Annotated in this window: 11 protein-coding genes; 4 read left to right on the top strand and 7 right to left on the bottom strand. The window is 43.9% G+C overall.

Going from position 1 to position 17,322, the window contains the following annotated elements; genetic code table 11:
* Positions 1 to 132 precede the first annotated feature (132 nt).
* From ACUUJN_RS17025 to ACUUJN_RS17040, 4 genes are all read left to right on the top strand, one after another.
* Positions 133 to 1,374 (top strand): nitrate/nitrite transporter, encoded by a 1,242-nt coding sequence (locus ACUUJN_RS17025; RefSeq protein ID WP_484668728.1) that lies wholly within the window; start codon positions 133 to 135, stop codon positions 1,372 to 1,374.
* 379 nt (positions 1,375 to 1,753) lie between these two features.
* Positions 1,754 to 3,472 (top strand): NAD-dependent malic enzyme, encoded by a 1,719-nt coding sequence (locus ACUUJN_RS17030; RefSeq protein WP_023989354.1) that lies wholly within the window; start codon positions 1,754 to 1,756, stop codon positions 3,470 to 3,472.
* Between the two features lie 98 nt (positions 3,473 to 3,570).
* Positions 3,571 to 4,530 (top strand): AEC family transporter, encoded by a 960-nt coding sequence (locus tag ACUUJN_RS17035; protein ID WP_025718424.1) that lies wholly within the window; start codon positions 3,571 to 3,573, stop codon positions 4,528 to 4,530.
* Between the two features lie 325 nt (positions 4,531 to 4,855).
* Entirely contained in the window at positions 4,856 to 6,619 is a 1,764-nt protein-coding gene (locus tag ACUUJN_RS17040; RefSeq protein WP_076264806.1) for a methyl-accepting chemotaxis protein, read from the top strand.
* Positions 6,620 to 6,715: 96 nt separating this feature from the next.
* On the opposite strand, the gene ACUUJN_RS17045 is transcribed toward ACUUJN_RS17040, so the two are convergent.
* The 7 genes from ACUUJN_RS17045 to ACUUJN_RS17075 all read right to left on the bottom strand — a co-directional run bounded on the left by ACUUJN_RS17045 (position 6,716) and on the right by ACUUJN_RS17075 (position 17,266).
* Positions 6,716 to 7,768, bottom strand: a complete 1,053-nt coding sequence (locus tag ACUUJN_RS17045; protein ID WP_053325732.1) for a glycoside hydrolase family 53 protein — start codon at positions 7,766 to 7,768, stop codon at positions 6,716 to 6,718.
* A gap of 102 nt (positions 7,769 to 7,870) precedes the next feature.
* Entirely contained in the window at positions 7,871 to 9,958 is a 2,088-nt protein-coding gene (locus tag ACUUJN_RS17050; protein ID WP_340858418.1) for a beta-galactosidase, read from the bottom strand.
* A gap of 28 nt (positions 9,959 to 9,986) precedes the next feature.
* Positions 9,987 to 10,865 (bottom strand): carbohydrate ABC transporter permease, encoded by an 879-nt coding sequence (locus ACUUJN_RS17055; protein WP_023989359.1) that lies wholly within the window; start codon positions 10,863 to 10,865, stop codon positions 9,987 to 9,989.
* A 27-nt stretch (positions 10,866 to 10,892) separates the two neighbouring features.
* Positions 10,893 to 11,783 carry an ABC transporter permease gene (locus ACUUJN_RS17060; protein ID WP_025718416.1) on the bottom strand — a complete coding sequence of 297 codons (891 nt, stop codon included), beginning with the start codon at positions 11,781 to 11,783 and terminating at the stop codon, positions 10,893 to 10,895.
* A 243-nt stretch (positions 11,784 to 12,026) separates the two neighbouring features.
* Positions 12,027 to 13,709, bottom strand: coding sequence for a type 2 periplasmic-binding domain-containing protein (locus tag ACUUJN_RS17065; protein WP_484668729.1), 1,683 nt, complete (start codon positions 13,707 to 13,709; stop codon positions 12,027 to 12,029).
* Between the two features lie 136 nt (positions 13,710 to 13,845).
* Entirely contained in the window at positions 13,846 to 15,471 is a 1,626-nt protein-coding gene (locus tag ACUUJN_RS17070; RefSeq protein ID WP_484668730.1) for a response regulator transcription factor, read from the bottom strand.
* On the bottom strand, positions 15,446 to 17,266 hold the full coding sequence (locus ACUUJN_RS17075; protein ID WP_068941464.1) for a sensor histidine kinase: 1,821 nt from the start codon (positions 17,264 to 17,266) through the stop codon (positions 15,446 to 15,448). The genes ACUUJN_RS17070 and ACUUJN_RS17075 overlap by 26 nt, the downstream gene beginning before the upstream one ends.
* Positions 17,267 to 17,322 lie beyond the last annotated feature (56 nt).

The raw sequence follows: 17,322 nt of genomic DNA on the forward strand, positions 1-17,322 counted from the left end.
GAGGTGTGTCAACCACGGCAATGAAGCCGCAAACCGTTTCCTAGATACCATGTAGGGGCGATTTGCGGCTTTTTCATGTTCAAATTACATTTTGCAGACAAAGAACAACAATTAGAACAGGAGAGATGGAGAATGAACAAAAAAAATTTCTGGAAAAGCGGACACAAGCCCACCCTATTTGGCTCCTTTCTGTATTTTGATATCAGTTTTATGATATGGGGAATGATCGGACCGTTGGCCGTTGTAATTGCTAATGATTATCCAATGGACCCTGTACAAAAAGCCAATCTTGTCGCCCTCCCCATACTCGGTGGTTCCCTGCTGCGGCTCGTGCTCGGATTCATGTCAGATTATATCGGTCCGAAGCTCACGGGACAGATTGGTATGCTTGTTACGATAATCCCTCTCTTGCTCGGCTGGCTGTGGGTTGATTCGCTGGAGCACTTGTACGTTGTTGCCCTGCTCCTGGGCGTAGCCGGAGCATCATTTGCAGCTGCGCTGCCGTTGGCCAGTCAATGGTACCCCAAAGAGCATCAAGGCTTGGCTATGGGAATTGCCGGTGCTGGTAATAGCGGTACCGTCCTTGCGACTTTGTTCGCCAACCGCATTGCTCAACATTTTGGCAGTTGGGAAGCCGTTTTCGGATTGGCTATCCTCCCCATCTTAACCGTCTTCATTCTGTTCAGTATTTTTGCCCGCAACAGCCCTCACCGCCCGGCACCAAAAAGTCTGTCGCAATATGCTTCGGTGCTCAAACAGAGGGATGCCTGGGTATTCTGTGCCTTTTACTGCGTGACGTTTGGCGGATTCGTTGGTCTTTCTAATTATTTGACTATTTTCTTCAATACCCAATATGGCCTCTCCGCGGTACATGCCGCCGATTTTGCGACCGTTTGTGTGATTGCCGGAAGCTTCTTTCGTCCTGTAGGCGGCTTTTTGTCCGATCGGATTGGTGGTTCACGCATGTTAATGTACTTGTATGCGGGAGCCGGGATTATGCTCGCCGGCATTGCGTTTTTACCGCCACTTACCGTGGTAGTTGTGCTGCTGTTCGTAGGCATGATGTGCCTTGGCGCTGGCAACGGCTCCGTATTCCAGCTCGTTCCGCAGCGGTTCGGCAACGAAATCGGGCTCATGACCGGCATTGTCGGCGCTGCTGGTGGCATAGGCGGGTACTTCCTCCCCCTTATACTGGGTCATCTGTACAAATCAACGGGTTCATATATGCCAGGCTTCATCTCTCTGAGCCTAATCACGTTCTGTGCCTTTACCCTCGTCATCATAATACAATTGAAATGGCGTAACAGCTGGATGCGACGCTCTGCTACAGTTACTGATGAAGCCGTCAATCGCATCGGAGAATTAAATGCCTGATGTTCATTAAACATTGAGCTGCGAAGCATTAAATTTTGTCCCTCAACCATCCCTATAGCCAAAAAATAGCTTAACTTCGTTTATTTAAAATGAAGTTAAGCTATTTTTCATGCACGCTTAATCGAACTAGACCTAAAAAACTATGATAATTATCACATTCAATCAAGATTTTCCGAAAATATCATGAAAATTAAATGAAATTTTCATTCAAAAAAAATTGAAAATCGCTTTCATTTTCATAATTTTTCTTATGTAAACACTTATATAACCATTTTTCACACAACATACTTGTTCACTTGGTTTAAAATAAGGCGTATACTTGTTCACGAATTGTTCAAGGATTAATTAAATGTAATTTTTTAGAAAGAAGGAATTGGAAATGCGTGCTTTTCATTTTACGGAAGACGGATCTATCGAAACTAAATTAACCGGAAAAGATCTACTTGCCAACCCACTGCTGAATAAAGGAGTAGCTTTTACCCTGGAAGAACGGAAACAGCTTGGACTTGACGGTCTCCTTCCTCCTACGATATTAACTATTGAGGAGCAGGTTCAACGGGTTTACGAGCAATTTCAGAGCCAACCAGATAATTTGCGTAAAAATGTTGCGTTAAATGATCTTTTTAACCGGAATACGGTCCTTTATTATCGTTTGCTCTCTGAGCACCTAAGCGAAATGCTCCCGATTGTCTATACACCAACAGTAGGCCAGGCTATACAGGAATACAGTCATGAATATCACAAACCTGGTGGTATGTATTTATCTATTGATAATCTGGCGGGTATTGGAGAGGCTTTTAAGAATTTGAACCTAGACCCTGATGATATCGACCTGATCGTAGCCACAGATTCCGAGAGTATTTTGGGAATCGGGGACTGGGGAGTCGGAGGTATTAATATCTCTATTGGTAAGCTTGCTGTGTATACCGCTGCTGCTGGTATAGATCCTAGCCGAGTACTGGCAGTTGTTCTTGATGCAGGTACAAACAACGAGAAGCTATTGGAAGATCCTTTATATATGGGGAATCGTCATAAGCGTGTACGTGGAGAACAATATGACCAATTTATTGACACTTATGTTCAAGCTGCACTTTCCTTTTTCCCGAATGCCCTGCTGCACTGGGAAGATCTGGGCAATGTCAACGCACGGAACATTATCAATAAGTACGGAAATAGTATTTTGACTTTTAATGACGATATTCAAGGTACTGGAGCGGTTACGCTCGCAGGTGTAATGTCCGGTGTTCAATTGTCCGGAATCCCACTGAGCAAGCATCGGGTTCTAGTCTTTGGCCCAGGAGCTGCTGGAATCGGCAATGCAGACCAAATTAGCGCAGCCATGATGCTGGAAGGACTGTCAGAAGCAGAAGCAAGACGTAACTTCTGGGCTTATGATTACCGTGGCCTGCTTACCAACGAAACAGAAGGACTTTTTCCATTCCAAGTCCCTTATGTGCGTGATGTTGCAGAATGCCGTGACTGGGAACATGCTGAGGATGGCAAAATCCCACTGCTTGAAGTCATTCGCCGCGTAAAACCGACGATTATGATTGGTACTTCCGGTGTTACTGGGGCATTTAGTGAGGAAATCGTTAAAGAAATGGCCAAACATACAGAACGTCCTATTATTATGCCTATGTCCAACCCGACTCCACTGGCAGAAGCAACTCCGCAAGATTTGATCCACTGGACCGAAGGAAAAGCCCTCATTGCAACAGGAAGTCCTTTTGAGCCGGTGATCTATAACAATATTAAGTTTGAAATTGGGCAATCCAACAATGCTTTTGTGTTCCCGGGTCTTGGTCTTGGCGCAATCGTGGTAAAATCCAAAATTATAACAGATAGCATGTTTGCAGCAGCTGCCCATGCAGTAGCTCAAATGGTTGATTTGTCGCAGCCTGGTGCTTCCCTGCTGCCAAAAATCAATGAATTACGCGAAGTATCTGAAGCGGTAGCCGTGGCTGTAGCTAAGGCAGCAGTTCAGGATGGAGTAGCGCGTCATCAACCGGACGATATCGCACAAGCGGTTCGAGATGCGATGTGGGACTGCAAATATAAACCAATCAAACAATATGGTCAGGAAGCGGTCCTGGTTTAAAAAATAGCGACAACATCAAATTTGTACTTGCATACGCAAAGTGATTATTTAACTGATGTCCGCCATTTTTGGCGGACATCTTCATTGGAGGCGACATCATGGCTACAGGTCATATTTTTATTATCTTAATTCCTATTTTCTTTGTCATTTTAATTGGTTATTTCGCAGGATTGTTTAAGGCTTTTAACCCTGCTTCTTCTAAGGGATTAAATACACTCGTGACGAAGTTTGCTCTACCTGCACACTTGTTTATTGGTATTACGACGACACCAAGAGAGACATTGATTCAAAAGTGGCCCTTTCTTGTGGCTTTGCTACTTGGTGTAATCGGCTTTTATATTGTATTGCTCATTGTTTATCGCTTAATTGCCAAAAAAGGCCTGACTGAATCCTCCATGTTCGCATTGAATTCAACACAGCCTTCTTTCGCATTCATGGGAATTCCGGTTCTGGGAAGCTTGTTCGGAAGTGCGGCAGTCGCCATCCCGATTGCGATTACTGGGATCGTCGTTAATGCCATTCTTGATCCGCTTGCAAGTATTTTGGGAACGGTCGGTCAGCGCAAAACAACAGAATCCGACGGCACTAAAGGCAACTTATTTAAAGTCACTATGAAATCAGTCCTTCATGGACTCAGCGAGCCGCTTGCCTGCGTACCCTTGTTTGGTGTCGTATTGACTCTATGTGGATTCCACGCTCCGAAACTTTTGCAATCCATGTTTGATCAAATCGGCAATATTACTGCTGGTACAGCCCTATTTGCCATCGGGGTAACCATTGGTATCAAAAAGATTACGTTCAGTCCAAAAGCACTTAGCATCGCTGTGCTGAAAGCCATCGTAATGCCTATAGTTATGCTCGGTATTGCTGTTCTGATAGGACTATCCCATGAGGATGTAACCAAAGCCGTACTGCTTGTCGCTTTTCCCGGCTCGGCTGTCGCCGCTATGATTGCTACCCGTTATGAAACACTGGAAACGGAAGCTGCATCTGCATTTGTTATTAGCTCAGTCTTATCGCTCATTTCATTACCTTTGCTCATTTCGCTTCTTTTATAAGTGACAGAAACTCAAGAATCCTCAATGCAATCCAGGTATTTATAGGTATAAAGCATACCCGTTCGCCCTCATTTATCTTATTTTTTAAATATTGTTTGAACAATAAAATGATTTAGTAAGATTATTCGGAAAAACAACATAAAATCCAGTTTTGCCGACAAGCGGCGGTCCCATCGTTTCATTCACTAGGGGGCCGCCGTTCTTTTTAAATAACCTTCTTCTCTCCCTTTTAATAAATACCTAACATTTAGAAAGCAAATTGTCGAAATATATATGGGGTAGGTTGTATATGAAACTAAATTGCTAATTCAAAGGAGAAGAAAACGTGAAAAACTTGAAGTGGAGAACTATGTCCTTTTTTGGTAAAAATCTATTAATCTCTTTTCTTAACATCGTATTAATAGGTGCTATTCTCATCACATCCAGCTATATACTTCAAAAGAATATTCTCACCACGCAGCTGCAAGACCAAGTTAAAGTATTGACTAAAAAATGGGCAGAAGATGTTGACAAAACAAAAGTACAACAAGCATTAAGCGAAAAAGATTATAACGGTTCTGCTCAACAGGATTTACGCAAATTCCTAGATTCTATCCACACATTTTATCCTAATGTTGCCCAAGCTTACATATTTGGCACAGAACTAACAGAAGGAAATCAAACTTCCATTATTGGCGTTCCCACAAATTTAGTCCAAGCTTTCCAAGACTCGAAGATGAATATTGGGGATATGTACACTCTTCCAGACGAAAATGTACAAGGTGTAAATAAAATGCTTCAATCTAAAGACTCAGCGTTTAGCAGCTTTTATACTGACGATTTTGGTACATGGACGACCATTGTTTACCCAATTACAGATGAAAGCGGTAAAATCACAAGTGCGATATACTTTGACGTAGACGCGAGCTCTGTACCTAACGGACTTCATAAATTGCTTGTATATGGTGTTTCATTGCTCATTCTGTTCCTTGCGATCTTCTTAACGGTCCAATATTTACTGGTAAAACGTACCCTCTCCCCGATTCGTAGCCTGATGAAGGGCATTGAAGAAGTCAGCGAGGGGAATCTGAATGTAAAAATCAAGACAGGCGAGGACGACCTTGGCATTATCAATCAAAAATTTAATTCTATGATCAAACGCCTTAACGATACCATGGTGAAAGTACAGGATACGACGCAAGAGGTTACGGGATCTGCCCAGGAATTGTTAAGCATTAGCGAGAAAAACAGTACGAATACGAACGTCATTAACAGCAATATTCAGGAAATAACCCAGGGGCTTGAAGCTCAGGATCACGCAGCACTTGAAAGCTCCAGAGCTATGAATGAAATGTCGACAGTTATCCAAACGATTGCCGAAAGCTCCTCTTCCGTAGCGGATCAAGCTTATTCTATGGAAAAACGCTCCGTTGAAGGCAATCAGGTAGCCCAAAAGCTTTCCGCTCAAATGGACTCCATCTCCACTACAATGGAAAGTACAGCTGATTCCGTTAATGCGCTGCAGAACCGTTCTAACGAAATCAGTAATATCGTCAGCATCATTACAGGCATTGCCAGTCAAACGAATCTGCTTGCATTGAACGCTTCTATCGAAGCTGCCAGAGTCGGTGAAGAGGGCAAAGGTTTTGCAGTCGTAGCGGGAGAAGTGCGTAATTTGGCTGAACAGTCTCAAGAGTCTGCCAAACAAATTGCAGAGCTCATTGAAGAAATCCAAAGAGAAATTGAGCAGACTGTAAAAGGCATCAGCCTTGGTACAAAAGAAGTTCACATTGGGCTGGAAGTTACGAAGCAGACAGGCGAAATGTTCTCTGAAATTTTAGATGCGTCTAATAAAGTGTCGTCACAAATTCAGGAGGTATCCAGCGCAACGGAGCAGATCTCGGCCAGCACGCAGGAAATGTCAGCTACCTCTGACGAGCTGTCTTCGACAGTTAGCAAAACAGTCGGCAGCAGCAAACAAATCGAGCATACCATTGGAGAACAGGCTGAGTCTATGGCTTCTATTGTCCAAGCTTCTGACAAGCTTACATTGATGTCCGGGGAGCTGGAAGAGCTCATTTCGTTCTTCAAGGTGAACCGGGAAGCCTAATTTTATAACTTCCAAGTAACTCAAGATAACAATAAAGAACCTCTAGTCTGCATAGAAAGCGAACTAGAGGTTCTTTGATATACTCTTACATACTTCTTAATTTATAAATCCTTCCAAAGCTGAGGTTGGCTTACCGTCAGCCTGCCAAGCACCTTTGTTATAACCCTGATTGTAACCTGGAGTTGCAGCCGGCTCCCAATAAAATACCCCTGTACCTTTGCCGCCTCCGATGTTCCGAACCTTCGTTTTGATTGCAGAAATAAATGCCTTGGAAGCTGCAGGTTCGTTATATTCCATCCCGATTTCACTGATGACAATGCCTTTACCGTATTTGGCAATGAGGCTATTGGCATTGGTAATCGTCTGGTCCACCTTGCCCTGCCAGTCAGAAGGAGACGGATACAGAGACAGCCCGATGAGATCAAACTGAGCTCCATTATCAATCAGCCCGCCGATATTCCAGTTCAACACGGAACCGTTATCCCCGTTGGCTAAATGTACTATCGTTTTAGTACTGCTGCTTACCGATTTTACAGCATTATTACCTGTATTGACGAGCCAGGCATAGTTTTTCATGTTCACCGAAGCTTTGCCGTCTTCCCAGAGCATTCCATTGTTCGTCTCATTACCGATCTGCACCCAGTCCGGTGTTACCCCCTTGCTTTTCATCGTGTTCATAACATAAACCGTATGAGACCAGACTGCATCCATGAGTTGTGTAAATGTAAAATTGCGCCACGCATAAGGTTTGTTCTGTTGCCCTGGATCTGCCCAGGAATCACTATAATGTAGAGTCAGCATAACGCTCATACCCAATTTTTTAGCTCGCTGCGCCAGTTCTGCTGCCTTTTCGGCATTCATGTATCCGCTTGCATAATCTTTCATGTCAGGGTTTACCCACACACGGATACGTACCGAGTTGATCTGATAGTCATCTCGCAAAATTTGCAGTATATCTCGACGAACACCCTTTTTATCCTTCCAAGTCATACCTTGCGCTTCCATTCCTGCTACCCAGCTTATATCTGCTCCTTTGGCGAAAGCAGGGGCGGCCGAAGCCGCACCCAACCCTACAGAGCCGAACGGATACAATAAGCTGGAAAGTAAGATCAACATCGCAAATACCATCGTGCGGTTACCTGTTTTCATAAGTCATCTCCCATCCGAATTGTATACTTCTCATTGCCTCTGACCAATCTACCAGTTCCCTCACTCGGGAAAACGACAGAGATCACATTTTAATATCATGTTCTATTTATTACGCTCTGTCTTTAAAACCTTAACAGTGTAGGCATCCAATTGAACGCTACCGTCTTCTATCGCATGATTTTCAAGCATATCCGCATAAGTTCGTCCATCCAACGTAATCTTTTGCGGCTCATGCGTGAAATTTAGTATAAAAATATAATCATGAACCCCATCGGTACGAATCGCCGTATTCACTCCATGAGGCAACTTCACATTGAGCGCTTTACTGATTCCTGCATTATCAATTAAACTTCTGTAAAAATGACTGTGGAACAGTCCGGTGTTGCGTGACGCGATGTAATAAGCCTTTCCTTCTCCCAAACGGTTCACCGTCAAAGCCGGGCGTCCTGCATAAAAGTCTGAGCCGTACACAGCCAGTACCTCTGCACCCTCCGTATGAATGAGATCACACAATTCTACAGCTTCATACTCCCCTTGCAGATCCAGCTCATTGCCTTCAAGCGGCAAAATGTGATTACGGTCATGATCATGCAATCCGTCAATCTCTTCCGACCAGATCCCCAGCGTCTTACGAAGCGGGCCCGGAAAGCCTCCAAGGAAGCACAAATCATGTTCATCTACAATACCAGACCAATAGGTTGCTACGAAAACGCCACCGTTTTCAACAAACTTCTGTATACGTTCCCCCACACCGCTGCGGACCATATACAACATCGGAGCTACCAAAAGTTTGTATTTGGAGAAATCTGCATCCATATGAATGACATCTACGGGCACTCCCTGCTCCCAAAGTGCCAAATAATGCGCTTCAGCTGTCTCCTCATATTTCACACCCTTGTTGCGTGGTCCCTGTGAATCGTTGATTCCCCAACGGTTCTCCCAGTCAAAAATGACTGCGGCCTCCGCCGGTACCGATGTACCGATAACCTCCTCCAGTTTTTCCAGCGCATTACCGACCTCTGTCACATCTCCAAATACACGAGTGTGCTCATGTCCGACATGATCGACAACCGCACCATGCAGCTTTTCACTCGAACCGCGGCTTTTCCGCCACTGAAAATATTGAACGGTGTCTGACCCGTGTGCCACAGCCTGTAAAGACGATAGCAGATGCATTCCTGGTCGCTTCAGCTTGCTTACGTCTTGCCAGTTCGTCAAACTCGGCGTACTCTCCATGAGCATCCAAGGCTTGCCTCCCTTGATTGAACGAATAATATCGTGCATCATGGCCACTTTAGCAGCCTGACGGCTATCATCTCCCTCACGGTCATGCCACGTTGGGTAACTATCCCAGGATATAACATCGAGCAGATCAGCAAACTTCCAGTAATTCAACCCTTCAAAAAACTCCATTAAATTGGTTGTGACCGGAATTGCTGGATTTGCAGCCTTGAGCGGCACAATCTCATGTTTGATAAAATCTGCGGTCTGATCGGTCACAAACCGTCTCCAGTCCAAATTCAGGGCATGGACCTGTGTTTCACCGTGAGGTGCCGGGGACTCAACTTGGCTCCAATCCGTAATCGTATGACTCCAAAAGGTCGTCCACCATGCGTGATTAAGCTTGTCCAGCGTACCGTATTTATCCTCGACCCAAGCGCGAAATGCCTCCTGACAATAATCACAGTGGCAATCTCCACCAAATTCATTGGAAATATGCCAGCCAATCACAGCAGGATGGTTAGCATAACGCTCGGCCAGCTTCGTATTCATGATACGTACTTTTTCCCGGTAAACAGGCGATGTAGAACAGTGATTATGGCGAAACCCGTGCAGGTTACGGACACGGTTAGCCTCCACACGCAGCACCTCAGGATATTTTTGTGACATCCAGGCTGGTCTTGCTCCACTAGGAGTGGCCAAAAAAGCATAGATTCCGTTCTCAGCAAACGAATCCAGAATACGATCCAGCCACTCAAACGTAAATACACCTTCCTCAGGCTCCAATGAAACCCATGAGAAAATACCGACAGACATCACGTTGCATTTGGCTAGTTTCATTAGACGGATATCCTCCGCTAACACGTCAGGGTAATGCTGCCATTGCTCCGGGTTATAGTCCGCGCCATGCAGCATACGTGGAACTCGCTCACTAATGGGAGGGTACTTGATTATGTTTTGATTCGTCACTACAAATCATCTCCTTCTATGAATTCTGTTACTCTTTGACGGAACCTAGCGTCATACCTTTAACAAAATACTTTTGTAAAAATGGATATACAATGAGAATAGGCGCTGCACCAATGAAAATTTGCGCAGCATTAACCGTCGTTTGAGAAAGTAATTCCATCTCTTTGGGACTCATGCTCATGGAACTCATGTCCTTCTGAATAATTACAGTTTGCAGGAACGTCGCCAGCGGATAGTCCTTTGCATTGCTCAAATAGAGCAGACCGTCAAACCAGGAGTTCCAATGAAATACCATACTAAACAGCGCAATCGTGGCAATGGAAGGCAGGGATATCGGTAAAAAGATACTAAACAATGTCCGAAAATGTCCTGCTCCGTCGATCAATGCGGCCTCTTCCATCTCTTTAGGAATTCCTCTAAAAAAGTTCAACATAAGGATGACCAGAAATGTGTTGACCGCTCCTGGCAAAACAAGTACCCAGAAGCTGTCCATAAGATGGATCTTTTGAATAACCATATAGAATGGAACCAGACCACCGTTAAAAATCATGCTGAATACGAACAACCATGAATATACGTTTCTGCTACGGAACACAGATGTTTCCTTTGAAAGTGGATAAGCAGCTAAAAAGGTAATAAGCAATGTTAAGCCGGTTCCCAATACAGTCCGACAGACAGAAATCCAGATAGAGTGCAGAAAAATCGGGTTATTCATCGTCTTCTTATAGGCTTCTAATGAAAATTGCACCGGCCACAGCCCAACCAGATTGGCATCTGCTGCTGATTTAGCACTAAATGATACCGCCAACACATGAATCAGCGGAACGATACACATGATGGACAAAATCACAAGCAAGCAAATGTTAAACACATTGAAGATGCGATATGGCGTTGTTTTATGATACATGACTCTCCCTCTTTCAGCCTCGTGGAATCAAAATATGCGGTAACCTGCCCATTTGTAAGCAAGTCGATAAGATATCAGAATGAGAATCATACTGATAACGGATTTGAACAAGCCGATTGCGGTGGCAAAGCCCATTTCCCCATTGATTAACGCTGTCCGGTAGACGAATGTATCAATAATATCGCCTTTTTGGTAAACCAGCGGATTATAAAGGTTGAAAATCTGGTCAAAACCGGCATTCAGTACATTGCCAAGTGCAAGCGTTCCAACAACGACTACCATCGGAATTAACGAAGGTACAGTGATGTGCAGCGTCTGTCTCCAGCGGCTCGCTCCATCCATTTCAGAAGCCTCATACAACGAAGGATTAATACCCGCCAGTGCAGCAAGAAATACGATGGTGTTGTATCCGAACTCCTTCCATATATCCGATACAATGACAGTAAACCGAAACCAGTTATTTTCTCCCAGAAAAAAGATAGGCTGGATCCCGAAACTACCGAGAATACGATTCATAAATCCATCTGTAGCCAACAGGTCAATCAGAATTCCGCCCAAGATGACCCACGAAAGAAAGTGTGGCAGATAAACCAGTGTCTGAATGGATCGCTGAAGGCCGACCTTGCGAATTTCATTCAGCAGTATAGCAAAAACAAACGGAACCACCAGATTGAAAAACATCTTTAACACAGCAATAATTAGTGTATTCCAGACGACTTGAAGACTGTCCTCCCGTTGAAACAAAAAGCGGAAGTTATCCAGTCCAACCCACTCGGAACCAGTTATGCCTAGCCAAGGTTTGTAATTTTGAAAGGCCATCACGATGCCGCCCATCGGAATGTAGCTGAATACAATTAAGAAAATGATGGCTGGCAGCAGCATGATATGAAATGGCCACGTACGTTGCAGACTTCTCATTGCAGTTCCTCCTGTAACTCTCATGGTATACTTCAATTATAAAAGCGTTTTCGCTGTCCCAACAGTTCAAAAAACCAACATACATGGCACAAAAGCAATCATTTTTTAAGTTCGCCAAACGAATGAAATTTTTTTTCACACACGTCATAATAGCGCATTCATTTCTACTCAATCCTGATAAAGCTGTAGTAAAAAGGCTGTCCACCTTGGGACAGCCCTCCTAACTATTACAACATCATGATTTTACTTTTCGACGCTTTTATACCATTCGTTTACTTCATTTGTAATTTGTTCGCCACCAGCTGTTTTCCACGTCTGTACAAAGGTATCAAAAGCAGAGATCGGCTGCTTGCCATAAATAATTTCATTGAAGGTCTGACTTTCAATCTTATCCAGATAGTCCTTTTTAGCCTTCATGGTTGGCGTAGTAGGTCCCGTGAACTGATCTTTCATGGAGATATCCTTCTGTTCCATAAGCACTTTGGCAGCTGCGGGAGTGTCTTTCCCGTAGTTCACCATTACATCTTTCTCCAGACGGGTCTTCGGTTCTGCGCCATTAGCCAAACTTAACAAAGCCTTCATTTGGGCATCAGGTATACGCGCACCATCACGAACCAACAAATAACGAAAAGAGTTTACATAACCGCCTGGTATTTTATCGATAGACATTAGCTTTCCGCCCGCATCCAAATCATAATCGTAGCCCTTAAACAGCCCATTCGACAAATCGCCGTCCGGTTTGGCATTAGCATAATGGTCAAACAAATAATTTTGATAAGTGAAAAAAGCTTCAGGATGCTGCATTTGTTTGTTGATTAGTACAACACCATTGGTATATTGCGTTCCGTGGCGCATGGCTTTGTTGTCAGGACCCGCTGGAATCTTGATCGGCTTCCACACGGCACCCGGCGCATTTTTGACTGTATCCTGAAGCGGCCAGCCGCTCATCCAATATGGTCCAGGAATCATACCGGCTGTTCCTGCGACTGTAGGTTCTGACGTTTTATTTTCATCCCACAATGCTGCTTCCTGAGGAATATATCCCTTTTTGAGCCACTCGCTCAGCTTTTGCAAACCCGGCTTCATACCAGGCTGCACGGAGCCATATTCCAAACTGCCATTCGTGCCTTTGTTCCACTGCTGAGGTAGTGTGCCATATGCCCCGAAAATCCAGGACGGGTCACCCATCCAAGTGTTCATGGATGTTTTGAAACCGATGCTGAGCGGAATCACTTTGTTCGGAGCCAGTCCGTCCGGATTTTTATTTTTAAAGGCATCCATCACTTTTTCCAGGTCATCCATCGTCTCAGGAGCCTTCATACCCAGCTTATCCAACCAATCTTGTCGTACCCACAATACATAATCATGGTTATAAGCGAAATCAAGCACAGGAATACCCATTTTTTTGCCATCTCGGCTATACTGATTCCATACGTTTGTATCCTGATTCATCGCCTGCTTCCAGGAATCCGAAGCGTACTTGTCAAACAACGGACCAGCCTCTGCAAACATACCAGAATCAATCATGTCCTGTGCCAGTTGCTCATTCTCCGTCCCCAATACAACGACGTCTGGCATCTCCTGATCGGAGGACATAGCCAATCGCAGCTTCGTAGCAAATGCGCCATTCGTATCTGTGACGGACCAGAGTGATTTGATATTAATACCGAATTTCTCTTTAGCCCATTTTGTCGCAATGTTATTTTCGATAGATTCACCATTTTTAAATTTTAAGGCGGGATCTACACCCCATACCGTGGAAATTGTGACTTCTGGATTGTATTTTTCTTTGTATACGTTTTCAGTTTTAGCTGTGCTGTCCGCATTCCCATCATTTCCCGATCCTGAGCAGCCCACAAGGCCAACTCCTAATACCATAGTTGCGGCGAGCAACGACAACAACTTTTTTTTCGAATGAACTCGCATATTGTTCCCCCTCTAAAAATCATTTTCTACTCTTTTATTATAAGAGGGCTTTTCTTCGCAGCCTATGTCACAAAATAAATATTTCTGCACCTTTCCCAACTGATCTTTACTGGTTTCGTCCTTACTGGTCCCATCTTTACTGGTCCCGAAATTCATGCGGAGTCATTCCGTAATGCTTTTTGAACATCTTACTGAAATATTGGGGATTCTGATAGCCCAGTTCCGTCGTAATTTCGTATATTTTTTTGTTGGAATATTTGAGCAAATAAAGAGCCCGCTCCATTCTCATTCGGATAATGTAGTCACCCAAACCTTCTCCGGTTTCAGCTTTATAAATTTTAGACAGATAGACTGGATGAAGATAAACCTGATCGGCAATCGTCTTAACAGACAGCTCCTGACCTTTATCCTGGGAGATGAGCTCCTGAACTTGCTTGACCACATAGCTTTTAGCGCTTTGCTCGCTTGCGGACCATTCAGATTTAAGTTTGTTCATCATGGAAAGTATCCACTCTTTGAGGTGGGGAAACGAATGAACCATTTTCTGCGCATGTAACGGATCGAAGCCTACTTGGTCCATCTGTGTAATGAAACGTCCTTGTTTGTGCGCTGTATACATAAAGGCACTCGTCACCGAAATAAACAGCTCATATAAATGTTCGCGTGTATATCCCACCTCTTCCATTTTTCCAAATACACGGTTCACTTTCGCTTCGGCCTCTTCCCATTGCCTGGACTCTAGCAGATGAGTAAGCGTAGGGTGCATATAAAGCCCCTCCAGTGACTTAACTGAGCTGTGTGGCTGTTCTGTCTGTTCTTCTATGAATAGCAGTGTATCCGTCTCCTCCTGATGGTTCCAGTATAAGGATCTAATTGCTGTCTGATATAGCTTAGGCAGTTCCTCTGGAAACTTAAACCATCCGGTTAATGCAACGTAAATTTCCCCTTTCAAGTAATTGCTCACATTTTTTCGAAAGGTCTCAATCGCCGCACTCAAAAAACGATTCTGCTCATCCGCGCTCCGTTCAGGAAATAAATTCCAATTACCTTCTATTAATACAATTAAGCAGTCATGCGGCGCTTTGCAATGCCAAACGTGAAAATCAGGTGCGAACACTTCTTCGGCAATATTTCCAATCGCATACTCAATTAAGGACACTGAATGATAGTCCATATCAGAAAAATGCTTCCCTAGCTGAATAAGCAGCATACTGGCAGGATGTCCCGTGCGTAGCTTGATTTCGTACTCAGACATTTTGCTCTCTATTTTTGGTACTGGCAAATCACGCCCGAGTAGCAAATCATGCATCAAATGGGTCCGCAGTACACCAAAATCGTTTCTGCGGCTATATTGTAATTGATGAACCTTGTCAAATGCTTCCCATTCTTCCTTTAGCGAATCCATGGCAGCTGACACACATTTGATAAACTCTTCATCATCCACCGGCTTTAAAATGTAATCAAAAGCCTTAAGCTGGAGCGCTTTTTTAGCATATTCAAAATCGGCATAGCCTGTCAGTAACAAACTTCGGATATGTGGCCATCGTTCGTTTACCTCAACAATCAACTCCAGTCCCGTCATGCCAGGCATACGAATATCCGTAACCAGAATATCAATATCGTACGCTTCTAGCACATCCACCGCTGCTAATGCGGAAGCCGCTTGATGAACCCTCTCGATGCCTAGCGTCTCCCACGGAATGGTAGCTGCCAGACTTTCTGTTACATAACTCTCATCATCTACTAGTAATATCTGAACCATCTGGTCCCTCCGTTTTAACTATATTCGAATTTGGCGAAGGCTCAATTAAACCATTCGCATGCTCTCCTTCTGTTGAGATCGACCATTTTAAAACTGCACGCAATCCTCCCAATGGAGACAAAGAGAATTCCAGTCCTGCATCTTCCCCAAAATGTAATCGCATGCGTTGATGCACATTCCACAAACCGTATCCATGATCCTCTTCCACAGGCTTGTCAAGCGTTGACGTCAGGGCAGTTATAGCCTCTCTACTCAAACCGAGTCCGTTATCATCCACAATCAGGTACATATACGAGCCAACACGCTCGGTTAAAATATGAATTATACCATCCTCCGCTTGAGGCTCTATCCCGTGCAGCACCGCATTTTCCACCAGTGGCTGCACTACAAGCGGCGGAATCAGTAGACTGCTGGCTTGTGATGAAACATGAATTAAGAACGTTAGCCTTGGCATACGCATCTGCTGTATGTTCAAATAATATTGAACAAACTCGACTTCCTCTGACAATGGAACCAAATCCCGCTCCTGTCTTGTCGTATACCGATAATACCTGGATAAATTATGGGCCATGGCTACAACCGCCTCATGATTGCGCAGCTTTGCCATACTTGTAATAAACGAAAAACAATTATAAAAAAAATGCGGATTGATTTGTGATTGGAGTTGCTTTAGTCGCGCTTCCTTGACATGCAGCTGCTCAACATACACCTTCTCAAACAGCTCCTGAATCTGTTCGACCATCAGATTAAATTGACTAGACAGGAAAGCAAACTCGTGACTCCCCCTTAGACTTAATCGAACAGCATAGTCCCCATCCTTTAGTCTCCGAAATGCCCGCACAAGCTGAAGAATCGGCACTTGTACCTGTGAATGAAGCAAGTAAGCGCCAATCAAGCCTACCAGCAGCGAGCCAACAACAGTTATATAAAACAGTCGATTCGATGAGTAAATTGGAGACATCATATCGGACAAAGGCATGTAATCAATCAAATACCAACCAGTCGTTTGCGAAAGAACGGCATGTACCAGGTAGCTTTCTTCTCCAATTTTCACGGTCAGATTATCAACCTCATGGAGTCCCATTTTTTCCAATTTAGAAATCAGCTTTCCAGACAGCTCTTCATTTGCAGTACGATTAAAGATCACTCCTACGCCTTTCTTATAATAAAAAGGCTCCTTTCGACCATCACCTTTGAAACGGTCAAGCATGTCCTGAATATTACTGCTGTCAAATTCAACCTTAATAATCGTGTTAGCGGTTTCTGGATTACCAAGTGAAGAAAACGGGGATAATGTATACAATGAAAATATAAATTGGTCTTTCCCGTATGATCTTTTTTTGGATACCTGCCAGCCGTCTTTTATCAGCTGATTTAGTTTTTTCTGGTCATATAAACCTGCTCCATTCTCCGATACAACCCGTCCAAGCGAAGGAGAATAGATACTCAGCCCGGTTCTCCAATTAGAAGAGCTTTCCTGAAGCCCAAGCTTGGTTTGGATCCGTTTGACAAGGTTAATTCCATCCAGATTGAGAACCTTGTCCTTCAAAAAAATCGCTTGAAAACTGGCTACATCGGGATCATGAATCAGCAGATGCGGCCAGGAGGAAATCATTTCAATATTCGTATTCACCTGGTTTTGAAAAAAAGTCAGCTGATTATAATTAGATTGATTCAGCTCCTCACGTAATACACCTGTCGTTGTCTGATTAGAATAGACATACAGGATCAGCATAGGTATAAGCAATACGATAACGATGGAGACGATTTTAGTATAAAAATTAAATTTAAACATGAGTTCTACACATCCTCTGCACAAAAAACAAGCATACTTAAATGGTATGCCAGAGC

Source organism: Paenibacillus sp. LRG-1 (genome assembly GCF_057220305.1).

Bases quoted from the DNA above. Each gene is read 5' to 3' on its own strand.
- ACUUJN_RS17025 (WP_484668728.1), top strand. From the start codon at position 133: ATGAACAAAAAAAATTTCTGGAAAAGCGGACACAAGCCCACCCTATTT.
- ACUUJN_RS17030 (WP_023989354.1), top strand. From the start codon at position 1,754: ATGCGTGCTTTTCATTTTACGGAAGACGGATCTATCGAAACTAAATTA.
- ACUUJN_RS17035 (WP_025718424.1), top strand. From the start codon at position 3,571: ATGGCTACAGGTCATATTTTTATTATCTTAATTCCTATTTTCTTTGTC.
- ACUUJN_RS17045 (WP_053325732.1), bottom strand. From the start codon at position 7,768: ATGAAAACAGGTAACCGCACGATGGTATTTGCGATGTTGATCTTACTT.
- ACUUJN_RS17055 (WP_023989359.1), bottom strand. From the start codon at position 10,865: ATGTATCATAAAACAACGCCATATCGCATCTTCAATGTGTTTAACATT.
- ACUUJN_RS17060 (WP_025718416.1), bottom strand. From the start codon at position 11,783: ATGAGAAGTCTGCAACGTACGTGGCCATTTCATATCATGCTGCTGCCA.
- ACUUJN_RS17065 (WP_484668729.1), bottom strand. From the start codon at position 13,709: ATGCGAGTTCATTCGAAAAAAAAGTTGTTGTCGTTGCTCGCCGCAACT.
- ACUUJN_RS17070 (WP_484668730.1), bottom strand. From the start codon at position 15,471: ATGGTTCAGATATTACTAGTAGATGATGAGAGTTATGTAACAGAAAGT.
- ACUUJN_RS17075 (WP_068941464.1), bottom strand. From the start codon at position 17,266: ATGTTTAAATTTAATTTTTATACTAAAATCGTCTCCATCGTTATCGTA.